The organism is Acetobacter tropicalis (assembly GCF_030644465.1).
In the GTDB taxonomy this organism is placed as follows: Bacteria; Pseudomonadota; Alphaproteobacteria; order Acetobacterales; family Acetobacteraceae; genus Acetobacter; species Acetobacter tropicalis.
Genome location: NZ_JAUYUW010000001.1, coordinates 1,483,618 through 1,500,492, shown reverse-complemented (window position 1 = coordinate 1,500,492; position 16,875 = coordinate 1,483,618). Strand labels below are relative to the sequence as shown.

Annotated in this window: 12 protein-coding genes; 4 read left to right on the top strand and 8 right to left on the bottom strand. The window is 58.5% G+C overall.

The features are described from left to right. Positions 1–914: 914 nt before the first annotated feature. The 7 genes from holA to QWU00_RS06640 form a co-directional block, all read right to left on the bottom strand. The gene (holA, locus tag QWU00_RS06670) at positions 915–1,928 is read right to left on the bottom strand and encodes a DNA polymerase III subunit delta (protein ID WP_035380598.1); all 1,014 of its coding nucleotides are present in this window, start codon (positions 1,926–1,928) and stop codon (positions 915–917) included. A 27-nt stretch (positions 1,929–1,955) separates the two neighbouring features. Further along, the gene (locus QWU00_RS06665; protein WP_035380594.1) at positions 1,956–2,654 is read right to left on the bottom strand and encodes an LPS assembly lipoprotein LptE; all 699 of its coding nucleotides are present in this window, start codon (positions 2,652–2,654) and stop codon (positions 1,956–1,958) included. Beyond that, the gene (leuS, locus tag QWU00_RS06660; RefSeq protein ID WP_035380592.1) at positions 2,654–5,293 is read right to left on the bottom strand and encodes a leucine--tRNA ligase; all 2,640 of its coding nucleotides are present in this window, start codon (positions 5,291–5,293) and stop codon (positions 2,654–2,656) included. Before leuS ends, QWU00_RS06665 begins: the two co-directional genes overlap by 1 nt. A gap of 54 nt (positions 5,294–5,347) precedes the next feature. Beyond that, on the bottom strand, positions 5,348–5,887 hold the full coding sequence (locus QWU00_RS06655; RefSeq protein ID WP_035380590.1) for a DUF3576 domain-containing protein: 540 nt from the start codon (positions 5,885–5,887) through the stop codon (positions 5,348–5,350). Between the two features lie 407 nt (positions 5,888–6,294). Further along, positions 6,295–7,425 (bottom strand): lytic transglycosylase domain-containing protein, encoded by a 1,131-nt coding sequence (locus tag QWU00_RS06650; protein ID WP_035380588.1) that lies wholly within the window; start codon positions 7,423–7,425, stop codon positions 6,295–6,297. 122 nt (positions 7,426–7,547) lie between these two features. Beyond that, positions 7,548–7,838 carry a hypothetical protein gene (locus QWU00_RS06645; RefSeq protein ID WP_006558057.1) on the bottom strand — a complete coding sequence of 97 codons (291 nt, stop codon included), beginning with the start codon at positions 7,836–7,838 and terminating at the stop codon, positions 7,548–7,550. Between the two features lie 65 nt (positions 7,839–7,903). Beyond that, a complete protein-coding gene (locus QWU00_RS06640) occupies positions 7,904–8,338 on the bottom strand; it encodes a DUF721 domain-containing protein (protein WP_035380586.1) in 435 nt (144 codons plus the stop codon). A 220-nt stretch (positions 8,339–8,558) separates the two neighbouring features. Here QWU00_RS06640 and mutY point away from each other — a divergent pair, with 220 nt between their 5' ends. Then, positions 8,559–9,623: an A/G-specific adenine glycosylase gene (gene mutY, locus QWU00_RS06635; RefSeq protein WP_035380699.1), complete on the top strand. Its 1,065-nt coding sequence runs from the start codon at positions 8,559–8,561 to the stop codon at positions 9,621–9,623. Between the two features lie 84 nt (positions 9,624–9,707). Further along, positions 9,708–10,745, top strand: a complete 1,038-nt coding sequence (hemH, locus tag QWU00_RS06630; RefSeq protein WP_035380584.1) for a ferrochelatase — start codon at positions 9,708–9,710, stop codon at positions 10,743–10,745. A gap of 301 nt (positions 10,746–11,046) precedes the next feature. Here hemH and nth read toward each other — a convergent pair whose 3' ends face one another. Then, on the bottom strand, positions 11,047–11,868 hold the full coding sequence (nth, locus tag QWU00_RS06625) for an endonuclease III (protein ID WP_052051386.1): 822 nt from the start codon (positions 11,866–11,868) through the stop codon (positions 11,047–11,049). Positions 11,869–12,024: 156 nt separating this feature from the next. Between nth and QWU00_RS06620 the strand changes: the two genes are divergently transcribed. Continuing rightward, a complete protein-coding gene (locus tag QWU00_RS06620) occupies positions 12,025–13,827 on the top strand; it encodes an ABC transporter ATP-binding protein (protein WP_035380582.1) in 1,803 nt (600 codons plus the stop codon). A gap of 223 nt (positions 13,828–14,050) precedes the next feature. Next, complete coding sequence (locus QWU00_RS06615) at positions 14,051–16,612, top strand: TonB-dependent receptor plug domain-containing protein (protein ID WP_238706705.1); 2,562 nt, start codon at positions 14,051–14,053, stop codon at positions 16,610–16,612. Positions 16,613–16,875: the final 263 nt, after the last annotated feature.

Genomic DNA, 16,875 nt, shown 5'->3' with positions numbered 1-16,875 from the left:
GCTCCATCGGATGAACCAGTTGTATAAGGTTTGTATGTGGCCATACCCTGTCGCGGCATCTTTCCACTGAAGCCGTTGAGGATCACATAAACGATCCTTCTCAGAACCCGCCGGTCATTCACATGCGGCACTCAGAACGCCAGCGGAAAATACGGCGTAATTCTCTTTATCTGGCTTTCAGACAACAAAAACATATCGCTCACAGGTCTTTCCTTCCCGAAGGCGTGTGAATCATGGAACATCGTTCAATTTGATGAATTAATAGGTCCTATGTCTAGATGTTTAGCGGCAGGTTGGACAGACGCTGATTGGTGGTTCTGGACGATGCTTTTTGGTTTGCTTTTGCTGCCGAGTGGGGAGTTTCTGCACGTTGGAGTGCTACGTAGTTGCGCCAATTTCTATTTCTTAGAACGGGTCAGGGTGGCTGCATACATAGCTTGGAGATTATGAACTCAACTTTGTTGCAAGAAGTCTGCAAAAAGCATCCGATTCATGTTTAAGCAAAAAAGCTGGTGAATGGTGTCCGCGGCGGGATTCGAACCCACGGCCCCAGGATTCTTCCCACTTCGGTTTTCACCGCCATCCACCGGGCAGATGCCGTTGGCAGATGTTCGTGGTCTGGACTGTCCCTTTGCCTTAGGCCACCGAAATGGCCAGTAGGCACCGCCCGTCCAGTCTCTACACCTTCCGGCCCTGCGTGGCAGAGCTGGCTTGGCTCGGGATCGGCACGGTCCGAGTGGACCAGAGCGTTCCCCGACTTTGAGCGGATACACCATGATGTTTCCTGTCATGGCGCCCAATTGCATTAGGAATCCTGTGCTCTATCCTACTGAGCTACGCGGACACACTCTTTCATCTATACTGAAAGCCGGAACGGGGGCAAGAGGCGGCGGTGCCGGATACTGCCCTGCGGTTCAACGGCGTGCGGCGCGTGCTGCTTTGGCGGCCAGCGTAGCCACATAGCGTTTACATAAAAGCAGGTCGGGTGCGCCGGTCTGTTTGCAGGCCAGTTCCAGCGCCTGTGTGTCTTCCAGTGCCTGTGTCAGGGCCGCCAAAGGCCAAAGATCAAGAGACCGACCGAATCCATTTGTCCGTTTGAAAAACACTGGCGGCCTGAGGGCTTTCATGGCGTCTGACCGACTTTCCCCCGCGGCCATGGCCGCGCGCACCCGCCGCAGGCGGTTCAGGTGGCTTAGAAACGCACGGGCTATGGTAATGGGGCTGGTGCCCTCCGCCAGAGCCCGCTCAATAGCCAGATCAGCATCCGCGCGGCGACCTTCCGTGGCGGCAAAAGCGGCGTCCTCAATGGAAACGCTGCCAGCATCTCCAATGCAGGCACGGGCGTCATCCAGCGTGAGTGTGCCGGTGTCGCCCGCATACAGGGCCAGTTTTTCCACTTCGCTGCGGGCGGCCCCCCGGTCTGCACCCAGCCGGCCCATCAGCCAGTGCAGGGCGTCCGGTTCAATGCGCACCGTGTGGGCTGCCAGCATCTGGGTAATGGTGGCTTCCAGCGTGCGGCCTTCCTCCGGATAGCAGCCAACGCTGGCGCAGTCCGGTCGTTTTTCCAGCAAGGCACGCAGTTTGGAGCGCGAGGGCAGGCTGGGTGATTCCAGAATAACCACTGTATCGGTGGGCTGTTCCAGCACGTGGCTCACAGCTTTCAGCAGTGAGTCAGAGGCATCACGCACCCGCACCACGCGGCGGCCGCCCATCAGGGAAAGGGCAGTGGCTTCTTCTTCAAGCCGGTCATGGGTTTCCTTGTCCAGCACGGAAACCCGAAACGGATCATCGGTCGAGCCCGCAATCTTGCGTGTGGCATCCTGCGCGCGCTCACGGATCAGCCCGGTATCTTCTCCGTGCAACAGGATAACACGCCATGCGCCAGGGTTCTGGGTAACGCGGGGCAGGGAACGGGCATCAATCTTCATGGTTCGGCTTTCCTGCCGCGCCAGAAATTACAAAGAACCCGCGTTGGGGGCGTTGCGGCCTGTTGCCATATCGGGAATGGCGTCAGCCCCTTCCTGTTCCATGGGGGCCTGTTTTTCGGAATCCGGAATGGCGTTGGGTGTGGGGTAGTAGGCCGCGGGGCCTTGATCACGCCTGCGGGATGGTGCGGCGTGGGTCCGGAACCATGTGGCTACCTGCTGAGTCACCTGCTCGGCCAGAGTCTGTGCCACGCGCCCGGTTGCCGTTTCACTGTTCAGGGTCTGGGCAAAATACTGTTCGTACGTGCTGGTGTATCCATCCATTGTGGAGGCATCACCCTGCGCAAGCAGTTTGGGGTATTGTTCAACAGTCAGAAGCTGCCAGTGGGCATGGGCGTTCATGCGCACCCGGCCGGATGTGTTGTCCGAGTGGATATCAATGGATTCCTGCCCGAAGGAGGGCTGCACAATCAGCGTATAGCCATCCGGGTCTTCGGGGCCGTCGCCCGCCATGTTCTGCTGCAATGCCAGCCGTAACTGCTGGCCGGAGCGTTCAGGAATATTGGCAACATAAACCCGCTTCAATTCCACTTCCGGCGTGGTCTCACCCTTCTGCTCGCCATACAGGGGTTGGAATCCGCAGCCGCTGAGGGCTGCGGGCAACACCAGCAGGGGGAGAGCCGTCAGGGGAAGAGCGAGTGCCTTCCGGAGGGAGCGGGTTTTTTGCATCAGCCTGCCGTTACAAAGTTTACAATGCGGTTGGGCACATGCACGCGTTTGACAATACGCTTGCCTTCAAGCAGCCGGGCCACATTGGGTTCGGCTTCTGCACGGGCCACCACGGCATCCTTGTCTTCATCCGGAGCCGCTTCAATGGTGCCGCGCAGCTTGCCCATGATCTGCACTGCAATGGTCACCTGCGTTGCAGCCAGCAGACTGGGGTCTGCTTCCGGCCACGGCTGTTCCACCACCATGGATGTGCCGGGCTCAAGCTGGGAGTACATTTCCTCGGCCAGATGCGGCATCATGGGGGCGCACAGCAGGCAAAGGGTGCGGGCCGCTTCACGCCGGGCAAACGCCATGCCGGGCAGGTCTGCCGTTTTTTCGGCTTCGGCCAGAGCAGATGTCAGTTCATGAATACGTGCTACCGCCACGTTGATGGTAAAGCCTTCCAGCGCTTCGGTTACCGCCGCAATGGTGCGGTGGTTGGCACGGCGGAGCGCATCGGCCTGCGGGGCGATCTCGGCTGGGCAGCTTTCCTGCGCGGGCACTGTCTGGGCAACTGTGCGGACAACGCGGAACAGACGTTGTGCAAAACGGGCAGCGCCGGAAACCCCGGCTTCCGTCCATTCCATATCGCGTTCGGGCGGGCTGTCAGACAGAACGAACCAGCGGGCGGTGTCAGCCCCAAAGCGCTCGATAATGGCCACCGGGGCCACTGTGTTGCGCTTGGATTTGGACATTTTCTCCACACGGCCAACGGTTACGGGTTCTTCCGTTCCGCGTTTGACCGCGCCATCGCCCTTGCGCTCCACTTCTTCCGGATACAGCCAGTTGCCAGCGGAATCCTTGTAGCTTTCATGGCTGACCATGCCCTGTGTAAACAGCCCGGCAAAGGGTTCGCTTACGTCCAGATGGCCGGTTTTCTTCATCGCGCGGGTGAAGAAGCGGGCATAGAGCAGATGCAGAATGGCGTGTTCAATGCCGCCAATATACTGGTCAACCGCCAGCCAACCATCCGCCGCGGCGCGCACGGTAGGGGTATCAGCATGGGGTGCTGTAAAGCGGGCAAAATACCACGAGCTATCAACAAACGTATCAAACGTGTCTGTTTCACGGGTGGCGGGCTTGCCGCATTTGGGGCAGGCCACGTGCTTCCATGTGGGGTGGTGATCCAACGGGTTGCCCGGTTTGTCGAAGGTGACATCTTCCGGCAGCTTAACCGGAAGCTGGTCATCGGGAACCGGCACGGCCCCGCAGCTTTCACAGTGAATGACCGGAATGGGGCAGCCCCAGTACCGCTGGCGCGAAACGCCCCAGTCACGCAGGCGCCAGTTGACCACGCCATTGCCCACGCCCATGTCTTCCAGCCGCGCAATGGCTTCACGCCGGGCTTCTTCCGTTGAAAGACCGTCCAGAAAGCCGGAGTTGATCATGGTGCCATCACCGGTGAAGGCGGTTTTGGTGATGGCAAAGTCCGCCTGATCCTTGCCCGGTGGCAGAACAACAGGCGTTACCGGCAGGTTGTATTTATGCGCGAAATCAAGGTCGCGCTGGTCACCGGACGGGCAGCCGAACAGCGCGCCGGTCCCGTAATCCATCAGCACAAAATTGGCGATCCAGACCGGGAAGCTCTGGTCAAGGAACGGGTGATTGACGCGCAGGCCCGTATCAAACCCACGCTTTTCTGCCGTTTCCACTGCTTCCACGGATGTGCCAAGACGACGACATTCGGCAATGAACGCGGCAGCTTCAGGGTTCTGCTTGCCTGCCCATTCCGCCAGCGGATGATCCGGGGCAATGGCCAGAAAGGACATGCCAAACAGCGTATCCGGCCGGGTGGTGAACACTTCAACAGCGTTCAGGTTGGTGTCCAGCCCATGCGGCGGTGCGTGTAGGGAGAAACGGACGCGAGCCCCTTCCGAGCGGCCAATCCAGCGCTCCTGCATGGTGCGCACGCGGTCCGGCCAGCGATCCAGCGTTTTCAGGCCATCCAGCAGGTCTTCCGCAAAATCGGTGATCTTGAGGAACCACTGCGAAAGCTGCTTTTTCTCGATAGGCGCGCCGGAACGCCATCCCCGGCCGTCTACCACCTGCTCGTTGGCCAGAACGGTCTGGTCCACCGGGTCCCAGTTCACCCAGCTTTCCCGCCGTTCCACCAGTCCGGCCTGCAAAAAGTCCAGAAACAGTTTCTGCTGCTTGCCGTAATAATCAGGCAGACAGGTGGCAATTTCACGGTCCCAGTTCAGGGAGAAGCCAAGCCGCTGCAACGTGGTACGCATGGCGGCAATATTGTTCAGCGTCCATTCTTGCGGGTGCACACCGCGTTCACGCGCTGCGTTTTCTGCTGGCAGGCCAAAGGCGTCCCAGCCCATGGGGTGCAGCACCGCGTAGCCCCGTGCCCGTTTGTAGCGGGCAATCACGTCACCCAGCGCGTAGTTGCGCACGTGGCCCATGTGCAACTGGCCAGATGGGTAGGGGAACATCTCCAGCACGTAATATTTCGGGCGGTCTGCCGGGGGCACATCCGGTACCGTGAAGATGCTCGCTTCATCCCATGCTTTCTGCCAGCGCGGTTCAACAGACTGGAAATCGTAGGAAACGGCGGCAGGAGCCGGTGCGGCAGGCGTGTTGGCGGGCTGTGTCATGGAACTCGTGCGGGTCACTGGGGAGAGAAGGAAACGGCAGGAAAAGCCGGGACGTCAGTCGTCCCGGTTGCCGTTGTCCGCGCGCAGCTTGCGGGCGCGGGAGAGAATACGGGCGGCAATGTCAGATGCAGTGTTGGCGGCGGGCGGAGAATCCACCCATTCATCGCCTTCCTTAACCTGCCGGAACACGGACAGGCGTAGCGCGTCGGAACGCAGGCGGCGGTCAAGAATGAACGCGGTAATCTTGAAGCGTTCATTATGCGCGGCGGGTGGTGTGTACCAGTCCGTCAGGATAATGCCGCCTTCAGCATCTGCCGTGGCAACGGGCATGAAGGAAATGGTATCCAGCGTGGCGCGCCACAGATAGGCGTTTACGCCGCCTTTCAGCTTGTCCTCTCCGCCAGATGCACCGCGATCTTCAGCCAGCAGATGGTTGCGCGGGGCTGTCAGATCCGTGGAGGAGCGTGGACCACTGGAGCAGGCAGGCAGAAGCACCACCCCCAGCAGGGCTGCAACGGAAAGGCAGGAAACGCCCGGTATGCGGCGTGCGGAAGAACCGGGAGTGGGACGGCAGGGCATGAGACGACGTGGCATAATGTCGATACGGCTCCTTCGGCGCGCGGGCGTCGATGTTCCCAGTCCTGTCTGCTTGCGGCAGATCAGGTCCGGTTCATGGTCAATCAGGTCTATTGTGCCTTCATATCCTGTCGGGGCAATCCCGCCAAGCGTCTGCGTGCAATGGCGGCATGGTGTGTGGGAGTCTTTCCGACCTTAGGACAGCCGCAGCGATGGGCACGGTATCTCTCTACTGCACGAGGATACCGCCCGTTGCTTCAGTGTGGAGGCGGTTGGAGCACTCAGCCCTGTCGGTTCGGCAGGGCTTTTTGCGCCGGAATGCGCGGGATTTCCGGCTCAATGGCTCTGCATGAGGCTGTCAGATCCTTCATGATAGCCTCAAAAAACGGCTCATAGCCCCCAACACGGACGTTTCAAATTACGTCTTATTGGGTGATCACCAGCACGCAGGACATCCCCTGCTGGCGCAGGCTGGTGCAGATATTGTCTGTCTGATCGGCGGGCAGGCCTGCAAGCCGGGTGCGCCATATGGGACGGCCCGAGCTGCCTGTGTTGACAGGTTCAATCCGGCTGACGGCATTTGCCAGCGCGGTGGAGGATTGTCTGGCCAGTGCCGCAGCGCGCTGTGCCCGTTCCTGCGTGGAGAACGCACCAATCTGGATGATGGCGTTCCCCGTGCTGTAGGCGGCGTTCTGCCCCCACGCTGCCCGCACTGCCGCCGGGGAGGTTGGGGCGGCTGTATAAGAAACGGGACCAGCCGTTGCAGGCGTGGTTTGGGCTACCGTGGTGCTGGAGACAGGAATACCGTCATCTGCGCCACCCCCAGACTCTGCTGAGGCACCCATGGGGGCCGGGGGCGCAAGATCATCCTGCAAGGGTGGTGCCGTTCCCACAGTCTGCTGGCTGAGGGGCGCAGAAGCCGGAGCGGTAACTGCCGTGACGGTAACGGGCGGCGTAGGGGCCGGGGCGTAAGCAATCTGGGTGGGTTGCAACATGGCGGGGATGGGGTCGTTCAGATGCGGCTTGATGGCGGCCATGTAGGTTTTGGCATAACCGGGCAGCGCCGTGCCACGGGAGCGATGATTCTCCGCGCATTGGGGGCCACAATTATAGGCGGCCAGAAAATCCGGTGACCCGAAACGATCATACAGTTCACGAATATAGCCACTGCCCGCCATGATATTGTCATGCGGATTATAGGGATCAGAACCAAGATGATACCGGTGGGCCAGTTCCATATAGGTGCCCGGTTTAAGCTGCATCAGGCCCACTGCCCCATGCACAGACCGCACCAGATGCCCCCGGATATACTGGTGCCCTCCGGATTCCTGCTGCATGACCGCACGGATCCAGGATTGGGGAATGGAAAAACGGGTGGAGGCTTCCTGAATATATGGTCCCCACTGATCAACTGCAGGTCCCGGCGCGCGGTAGGACGTGGGGCGTGATGATGGCCCCGCACAGGCAGAAAGAACCGCCAGACCGCCAAGAAACAGGGTAGAAAGCGCCCGTTTGGGGGAAATGTCTGCTTTCTGAATGCCGTATGCCCTGTTCATGCCCGCATGGTGCCTTTGTTGCTCTGTGGATGCAATCCATAACGGAGGGCCAGAAAGGAGAGGCCGCTATACGGAATACGGGCGATGCGTGATCCGAGTATGGCGTCGGGTGATCCTGTTTCTTACCGAAGCGTCGTTCTGCGTGTTTTTCCGGGCATGGCAGTCGTGATGTCCTGCATCAGGTCCGGGTTGGTGCGTCTGATCTGCCCGGCGCGCAGAATGCTGGCGGCGTTGTTGTCCGGGCTGGTGGCCCATTGTTCCAGAAAATGCAGGTCAGACAGGCTAGTGCGGCCATGTCGGCGCAGGGCGCGGCGGGCGGCGGCAGTCAGAAAGGCGGGTTTAGGTGTCATGGTCTTCTTCAGAAGTTTGCGACTTTCGCAAGCGTAGATTTTCTGGCCGACGTAACGCGCCATGAATGTGTCAATTTCAAGAGGGGATCAGGACAGATCTGTGAAAGACATACGCCGTCGCGCGGATGTTATCGCTTCTGCTTTTCCCGCAGAATCTGTGCGCCTAACGCCTCCAGAGCCTCCTTTAACGGGCTCTCCTGCATGTCGGGCACGCTGCATTTGGGGGCGGGGCGGAGGGAGGGCGCCCGTCTGGCTACGGCAGGGCGCATGCCAGCCTTGGGGTCCTGCACAAAGCGCAGGCGTGCCACCAGTGCCTGCCCGCACCAGGTATTGATACGGGCAATCAGTGCATCGCTCAGATGTTGCAGTTCCATGGCAACCGGGCCGGCGCATGCAATGGTCAGGGTGCCTGCCGCCAGCTTGCTGGGGGTTGTCACGGCGGCATGAGCCGGGCCGACAATATCGCTCCAGTCCGTAAAAAGCTGCACGCTGGCCGGGTTGCGGCGGCGAAAGGCCGGAGCGGTCACGGCAGGCAGAAGGGCAGCCAGACTCCGCGCCGTCATGGCGCGGCGCGGTGGCTCGGCTGGTCCGGTTTTGCTTGCGGCATGGTCGGTCGTCTTGCCCGCAGTCTGGGCTGATTGCTCAACGGACGGCTTCCTCTCTCTCTGGGGTGCCGTGCCTGTTTTCGCACTGCTTCTGGCCGAAGGTGCGGAGCGGGTGGTTGCCCGTGTTTTCTTCTCTCCCGTCTTGCCGGAGAGACTCTCCTTCGTCATAACGTCCTCCGTGAAAACCCCGCCCGCCCGTTCCCTGCTTGACTGGTATGATCGTCATCGCCGTGTGCTGCCGTGGCGTTCTGGCCCCGGCCAGACGGCAGATCCTTACGCGGTCTGGTTGAGCGAGATCATGCTTCAGCAGACCACCGTCAAGGCGGTTGGGCCTTATTATCATCGTTTTCTGGAAAAATTTCCAACCGTGCAGGCTTTGGCCGCGGCGGATCGGGATGATGTCCTCTCCGCGTGGGCGGGCCTGGGTTATTATTCCCGCGCCCGAAACCTGCATGCCTGTGCGCAGAAGGTGGTGGAGCTTGGCGGCTTTCCCAACACGGTAGAAGGCTTGCTCACCCTGCCGGGAGTAGGGGCCTATACCGCTGCCGCTGTGGCCGCCATTGCCTTCGGCGTGCCCGTGGTGCCGGTGGATGGCAATGTGGAGCGCATTACCTCGCGCCTGTTCGCAATAGAAGAGCCTCTTCCGGCATCGCGCAAAAAGCTTGCGGTTCTCGCTTCTGGCCTGAACGCGGATAAAGAAGCGCGGAAACGTCCGTCCGATTTTGCGCAGGCGCTGTTTGATCTGGGCGCGTCCCTGTGTTCGCCGCGCTCCCCGGCTTGCGGGCTGTGCCCGTGGGTTACGGTCTGCGCGGCGCACAAGGCGGGCATAGCCGCAACCTTGCCGCGCCGCGCCCCCAAGGCGGTCAAACCGGTGCGATACGGTGCGCATTTTCTGGTGATTGATGCGGCCGGGCAGGTGCTTTTACGCAAGCGGCCAGAAAAAGGGCTACTTGCCGCCATGACAGAATTGCCCGGCACCCCATGGCGCACCGAGCCGTGGAGCACGGAGGAAGCCCTGATCCACGCCCCTGTGCAGACCGAATGGCAGGACTGCGGCATGGTCAAGCATGTGTTTACGCACTTCACGCTGCAGGTCACGGTCTATGCTGCACGTATAAGCCGTTTTTCCAATCAGGCCGTGCAGGAGGGGTTTCTGGCTCCCGCAACCGGGGTGGATGCGCTCTCGTTGCCCTCCCTTATGCTCAAGTGCATAAAACGGGGCTTGAAAACTCTGGCCACGTAAATCCGTTGGCATGGCAGGCTGGCAAAAGGCCGTTTGTTTTAAAAGACGTTCGGCCAAGGGCTGTTCGGGTTCAGGAAAGAGATCATGGTTTTTCACCATATTCCCCCACGTAAACGCCCAGATGGCACAGCCGCGTTTGAAGGCCGCCCCGGTATTCTGCTCCTGAATCTCGGCACGCCTGATGATACCGGATACCGCTCCGTGCGGCGCTACCTGTCCGAATTTCTGTCTGACCGGCGGGTGATAGAAGGCTCTCCTGTGCTCTGGCAGCCCATTCTGCAGGGTGTTGTCCTGACGGTACGCCCCGGTAAAAGCGGCAAGGCGTACGAGCGTATCTGGGACAAAACCCGTAATGAAAGCCCCCTGCGCGGCTATACCCGTGCACAGGCGGAAAGCCTGGCCCAGCGCTTTATTCAGGATGACGTGCCCGTGGCGTGGGGCATGCGCTATGGCAAGCCATCCGTTGCGGCGGGTGTGCGGGAACTGCTGGAACATGGATGTGACCGCATTCTGGCTATGCCGCTCTATCCACAATACAGCGCCACCACGACTGCTACGGCGAATGATCAGCTTTTTCGTGCGCTGATGCGTCTGCGGAATCAACCTGCTGTGCGCACGTTGCCTCCGTTTCCTGATCACCCGGCCTATATCAAGGCACTGGCTGATTCCGTGCGGGACGGGCTGGCACCCCTTGCTTCCCCGCCGCAGATGGTGGTGGCGTCCTTTCATGGCTTGCCGCAGGAGTATGTGGACAAGGGAGATTCCTATCTGGCGGACTGCATCCGCACGGTGGAAGCCCTCCGCGCCGCCTTGGGGATGACTGCGGAAACACTGCCGCTTACGTTCCAGTCCCGCTTTGGGCCCACCAAATGGCTGGAGCCCTATACCGCGCCCTTTATTGAAGCCCTTCCCGAAAAAGGGGTGAAGAATATTGCGGTCATTACGCCCGGTTTCATGGCGGACTGCATTGAAACGCTGGATGAAATTGGTAACGAAGTGCGTGATGAGTTCATGGCCAAAGGCGGAGAAACCTTCACGCTTTTGCCGTGCCTGAATGATAGCCCCGCCTGTGTGGATATGCTGGAACAGCTCGCCCGGCAGGACCTTTCCGGCTGGCTATAAGGGGCTGTTTCAAAGCGCTGTCAGGTGCGGGTCTGCGGTATTGCCCATGGGGCGTGGGGTTTTCTGGCGCATGGGTTTGCCTTGCGCCTTCATATCCGTCTTGCAGGTTCGAAAAACCTTGGATGGCTTCAATTGCGTGCTTTTGACGCACTTCCAAGAGGCTGTACCAGTAGAAAGGCTGGGGAGTAGTTTTATGGTGTGCCGGGTAAAAATCTGACCTGCTTTCGGCTTGCTTGCCCAAGCTTCGTCTATCGCCCGGAGAGCAAGGCAAGGAAGAAACTCCACCACACTGAGCCCGGGACTATGTGCTCTGACGCGGCGGTTTGCTGACGGGTCTGTCCGTCTTGGCAGGGAACAGGCACGGCGCACTGGCAGCGCAGCGCCAGCATTCCGGCTTACGCGCCTTACACACGTAACGGCCCTGCAAAATCATCCAATGGTGGGAATCACGGATCATTTCCGGTGGAATACGCTTCTCCAGTGCGGTTTCCACCGCCTCCACCGTTTTGCCCCGCCCCAGCCCGGTGCGGTTGGCCAACCGGAACACATGTGTATCCACCGGCACCGTGGGCTGATTGAACGCAACATTCAGGACCACATTGGCTGTTTTGCGGCCGACCCCTGCCAACGCTTCCAGTTGGTCCCGCGTGCCGGGAACCTGTCCATCATGCCGTTCCAGCAACTGGCGGGACAGTTCCACCACATTTTTGGCCTTGTTGCGCCATAGCCCGATAGTGCGAATGTGTTCGCCCACGCCTTCTTCCCCCAACTGCACCATGGCGGCTGGCGTAGGGGCATCCGCAAACAGGCCCGGCGTAACACGATTGACGGATGCATCCGTCGCCTGTGCAGAGAGCACTACCGCCACTAGCAGCGTGAAAGGCGTGGTGTAATGCAGTTCTGTCACTGCATTGGGCCACGCGTGGGAAAGATCGGTCAGGAAAAGACGAATTTCCTCTTTGGTCATGTCACGTGGGGCCTGCGTGACAGTCTTTGCGTCCTCAACAGGTGCTGCTTTGTCTTTTGCCGCAGCCTTCGGTTTTTTCGGGCTGGCAGCAACCTTCCGTTTGGAGGTTGCGGGCTGCGTGGTACGGCGGGATGAGGGCGGGGGCTGTTTGACCATGGGGGCAGTTTATCCCGCTCCGGGCTGGTGCGTCCATTGGCAGAGTGTGGCCTGAGCACGGTTCTGGTTTGCTAAAAAGAATGGGGCACGATACATAAGCGGACCAGATATGGCCTGTTTTCTCAGTTTTCCTGAGCTATTTTTCGGAATTTCCCTATGAATACCCCCTCTTCCGCTGCGCATTCCGCCGCACGGAGGCAAAATCTGTTTGTCGATGTCCTGAAATTTGTCATGCGCCGCTGGCTGGATTTTCCAGTTCCGTTGTGGGTGACCGTGGCCGGTGTAACGGTGGCTACCATACTGGATGTGCTTATGCCGGTTCTGGCTGGGCGGCTGGTGTCGGATGTTGCCCAGCCTGCAACTCAGTCCAATATGGTGCAGGATGCTCTCTGGATGCTAGGGGGCATGGCGGCGTGCGGCGTGGGGAATGTGCTGGGCAAGCGGGCCGCCTATCTGGGCATCACACATCTGACCACGCAGGTCATGCACAAGATTGGCGCGCAGGCTTTTGCGCGGGTACAGCGTCTCTCCACAGACTGGCATGCCAATACATTTGCAGGTTCTACCGTAAGAAGGCTGACACGCGGCATGTGGGCGGTGGACATGCTGGATGATACCCTGCTGCTTATGCTCATTCCTGAAGTCTGCCTGCTGGTGCTGACCACATTGGTTCTGGCATGGCACTGGCTTTTCATGGGGGTGCTGCTGGGCGTTCTGTCCGCGGTGTTCATCACCACCTCCTGCCTGCTGACCTTGCGTTATGTTGCGCCCACGGCACGGGAATCCAACCGGTGGGACAGCCGCATGGGGGCCGCGTTGGCGGATGCCATTACCTGCAATGCGGTGGTCAAAGCCTTTGGCGCGGAGAAGCGTGAAGAGCAGCGGCTGGAGGATGTTATTGGCCAGTGGCGCAAACACACCTGCCTGACATGGACACGCGGCACCAACAGCGCGGGCATTCAGAATCTGATGGTCACCTTCATGCGGCTGGCTCTTGCGGGGGCGGCAGTATGGTTGTGGCTGAAAGGGCTCGCCGGGCCGGGCGATGTCGCTTACGTGCTGACCATGACCTTTCTGGTGCAGGGCTATCTGCGGGATATCGGCCAGCAGGTGTCTGTTGTGCAGCGTTCCGTTAATGAGATGGAAGAGCTGCTTGAGCTGTGGCGTACGGAACCCACGGTGAAGGACGCGCTCAATGCTTTGCCTTTCAAGGCACGCGAGGGCGAAATCCGGTTCGAGCATGTCAGTTTTCAGTATCCGGGACAAAAAAAGCAGATTTTTTCTGATCTGAATATCACCATCACGGCAGGCAGTCGCGTGGGACTGGTTGGGCCGTCGGGTTCCGGTAAATCGACATTCACCAAGCTGTTGCAACGGCTTTATGAACTGGATGGTGGGCGTATCACCATTGACGGTGTGGATATTTCCACTGTCAGCCAATCTGCGTTGCGCGCGGAAATTGCCATTGTGCAGCAGGAACCCATCCTGTTTCATCGTAGTCTGGCGGACAATATTGCCTATGGCAGCCCGGATGCGACACAGGCAGATATTGAAGAAGCCGCCCGGCTGGCCAATGCGGCTGATTTCATTGACCGTCTGCCTGACGGCTATGACACGCTGGTGGGTGAGAGGGGCGTCAAACTTTCTGGCGGGGAACGTCAGCGTGTGGCCATTGCCCGCGCGTTTCTGGCCAATACCTCTATTCTGGTGATGGATGAGGCCACGGCGAGTTTGGATTCTCAGTCAGAAGTGCTGGTGCAGGAAGCCATGCAACGGCTGATGGAAGGGCGTACCGTAATCGTTATTGCGCATCGCCTTGCGACAGTAGTGGATCTGGACCGTATTCTGGTGTTTGAGCGCGGCCGTGTGGTGGAAGATGGCCCGCACGCAAAACTGGTTCAGAAACCCGACGGCCTTTACCATAAACTGTATGAATTGCAGTCTTTGGAACAGGAGTGACCTTCCTGCGTTGAGGAAGGCAGGCAGATGAGGCGGCGCTTTCCTCAGTGGTGCAAACTGTTGCGAAACCGTCACACAGTGTTGCCAATACAGCCTGTTTCCAGACTTTCCAGATGATACCACAAGAAAAGTTGTATAGATAATAACACGTTATTGTCTGTATTTTTGTGTGTCAGGAGCATGCCTCGTGCATCAGCGTTTTTTGTCAGAGGGTAAAAGCGGCATGTGGGCTGGCAGGGGTGCAGTTCTGCGCCAGCGGGGCAGTTTTACCTCCGCGCTGTTGGCTGCAACTCTTTTTTCCGGGCCGGTTGCCGCTTATGCGCAAACAGCTCTGTCTTCTGGGGGCAAAGACTCTGGCGCTGTGTCTGCGGGCACTGTCGTGCCACATACTTCAAGAGGTGCTCCTGTTGCCGCGCCACAGCAAAATGCGGCCAGCACAGTACGCTCTGTCAGCAAAACAGCCGCACGTATTCCTGTTGAAAGCGGTGCCGAGGAAAGCGTTATTGTAACTGGCACGCGCGAGACAGGGCGCAAGGCCCGGCAAAGTCTTTCCCCTATTGATGTAGTCTCCGCCAAGCAGTTGAGCCAGACGGGGCAGCCCAACCTGCGTGAAGCTTTGGCTCAGCTTTTGCCGTCTCTCACCATGCCGACTGGTGGGTTTGATACAGGAGCCCTTACAGATTCCATCAGTCTGCGTGGCCTGAATCCTAACGAAACGCTGGTGCTGGTAGATGGCAAGCGCCGCCATACAACAGCCAACATGTATGCAGATCCCGGCCCGCAGCAGGGCTCTACCCCCGTTGATATCGACATGATCCCCATGGCGGCCATTGACCATGTGGAAGTGCTGCGTGATGGCGCATCCGCCCAGTATGGGTCAGATGCCGTGGCTGGCGTGGTGAACATCATCCTGAAAAAGCAGGATCATGGTTTTCATGCCCAATCTATCTCTGGCATCACGGCGGCTAAAGATGGTTTCCAGCAGGGCGTTTATCTGGATGGGGGAGCCAAACTGGGGCAGCGTGGCTTTATTCACGTTAGCGGTGATTTCTTTCATACCGATCATACTTATCGCAGCGCGCCTGATGCCCGCACTGGCACCAAAATCAACAATGTGCTGGGGCAGCCGGAACAGACGCGTGAAAGCGTGGCCATCAAGGCCGGATACGATATTACCGACAATATCCAGCTTTACGGCACGGCAACTTATGCGCACCGTCATGCGGAATCGTACCAGAACTATCGCCTGCCGTCCTCTTTGGCCAATTATCCCGGTTATGCCGCCCTTTATCCTTACGGTTATTCTCCCCTGCAAACCATGGAGGAGAACGATTATGAACTCACGGCAGGTATCAAAGGTGTTTTCAAAGGATGGAACTGGGATCTTTCAACCGTTTACGGGCGTGATTACAATGATATCGGGCTGAAGAACTCTGCCAATACGGCCATTGAACGTGATACGGGCCGCACGCCCACCCGCTTTGATGTGCAGGGCTTCGATAATTCGCAGTGGAGCAACACGTTTGATCTTTCACGCAAGTTCCGGTTTTCGGGTTGGCCGCATGAAATTAACGTAGCCGGTGGTGCCTCCTATCGGTACGAAAGCTATTCCATTGGCACGGGCTCACCTGACTCTCTTTATGGCAGCGGGTCTGATGCTCTGGCAGGCACCAACCCCGGCAATGCTGGCAACTTCAATCGTGATGTTGTGGCGGGGTATGTGGATGTTTCCACACATCTTACCCGCCACTGGCAGCTTGATCTGGCAGGGCGCTATGAACACTACACAGATGTAGGAGATACAGAAACGGGCAAGGTTTCCACCCGGTATGATGTCTCTCCGCGTCTGGCGTTCCGGGCGACCATATCCAACGGGTTCCACGCTCCCACCCTGGCGCAGGAACATTATAGCGCTCTGGCTATTTCCCCTACAGCAGCACGTGGGCTGATTGCAGTGAATTCCGCTGGTGCGCTGGCAAACGGGGCGTCTGCCCTGAAGTCTGAACGCTCCACAAACGTTAGTGGCGGTATTGTCATGGAGCCGTTCAAGAAACTGCATGTTACCGTTGATGTGTATCAGATCAATTTGCGTGACCAGATCATGCCCGGTGGGCAGGTGTACGGGGCACAGGCAGCCTCTGCTCTGGTCATGAACGGCTTTACATTGCCGGATAGCTATCCAACATGGTCTGCTTCATCTCTGTCCACACACTGGTTCGCCAACGTGGCCAGTACGCGCACACAGGGACTTGACCTGACAGCAACTTATCCTACCAGGTTGGGTGACATTGGCCGGATTGACTGGGATGTTGCCATCAATCTCAACCGTACGCGCCTTTCCCATCAGGCTACGGACACCAATGGCAACCCGTTGCTGAACGCGCAGAGTATTGCCTATATCACCACGGCTTACCCACGTAGCAAAATGATTTTCGGTGGCCGCTTTACCAGTGGTAAATGGGCCGTTGCCGTGCATGAAATCCGGTACGGGCAGGTTACCTCCCAGTTGTCCTATTATGGCGGGGCCGGAAACACGAGCTCCCTGTCAAGCACCAACTACAGAGAGTTCCATAACACGCCAAAATTCATAACAAATCTGGAAGTAACCTATCGGGTCAATCCACATCTGGCGGTAACGCTGGGGGGCAACAATCTGTTTGATGCACGGCCCAGCCGTGTGCCGGATAACAACCGTTATCTGGGCGCGCCCCAATATTACATGAGCACCTCTCAGCTTGGTATGAACGGCGGGTTTTACTATCTGCGCGGAGATATTTCCTTCTAAGCCGCATATATACCCGATCAACCAACCTCTTTCTCAAAAAGATATGAAGAACAGTATCTTTGGGGAAAGAGGGTTTCCTCGCATATCTGTATTTTCGCACTGATAATGATACGAGAATATGTTCAGGGCATTTCTGGTTGTTCCCAAAACAGCGAGAACTTGGGTTTTTCGAACCCTCACCCTTGCCGTGTGAAGAATAAAGTCAGCCTCTCACAGCCGAAAAACCGCATAAAGACAGGCAGTTCGTGATCCGCATCTAATGT

Excerpts from the sequence above, each read along its gene's own strand:
- leuS (WP_035380592.1), bottom strand. The coding sequence starts at position 5,293 with ATGACACAGCCCGCCAACACGCCTGCCGCACCGGCTCCTGCCGCCGTT.
- nth (WP_052051386.1), bottom strand. The coding sequence starts at position 11,868 with ATGGTCAAACAGCCCCCGCCCTCATCCCGCCGTACCACGCAGCCCGCA.
- holA (WP_035380598.1), bottom strand. The coding sequence starts at position 1,928 with ATGAAGATTGATGCCCGTTCCCTGCCCCGCGTTACCCAGAACCCTGGC.
- QWU00_RS06650 (WP_035380588.1), bottom strand. The coding sequence starts at position 7,425 with ATGAACAGGGCATACGGCATTCAGAAAGCAGACATTTCCCCCAAACGG.
- QWU00_RS06620 (WP_035380582.1), top strand. The coding sequence starts at position 12,025 with ATGAATACCCCCTCTTCCGCTGCGCATTCCGCCGCACGGAGGCAAAAT.
- hemH (WP_035380584.1), top strand. The coding sequence starts at position 9,708 with ATGGTTTTTCACCATATTCCCCCACGTAAACGCCCAGATGGCACAGCC.
- QWU00_RS06655 (WP_035380590.1), bottom strand. The coding sequence starts at position 5,887 with ATGCCACGTCGTCTCATGCCCTGCCGTCCCACTCCCGGTTCTTCCGCA.
- QWU00_RS06665 (WP_035380594.1), bottom strand. The coding sequence starts at position 2,654 with ATGCAAAAAACCCGCTCCCTCCGGAAGGCACTCGCTCTTCCCCTGACG.
- QWU00_RS06640 (WP_035380586.1), bottom strand. The coding sequence starts at position 8,338 with ATGACGGCGCGGAGTCTGGCTGCCCTTCTGCCTGCCGTGACCGCTCCG.
- QWU00_RS06615 (WP_238706705.1), top strand. The coding sequence starts at position 14,051 with ATGTGGGCTGGCAGGGGTGCAGTTCTGCGCCAGCGGGGCAGTTTTACC.
- QWU00_RS06645 (WP_006558057.1), bottom strand. The coding sequence starts at position 7,838 with ATGGCGCGTTACGTCGGCCAGAAAATCTACGCTTGCGAAAGTCGCAAA.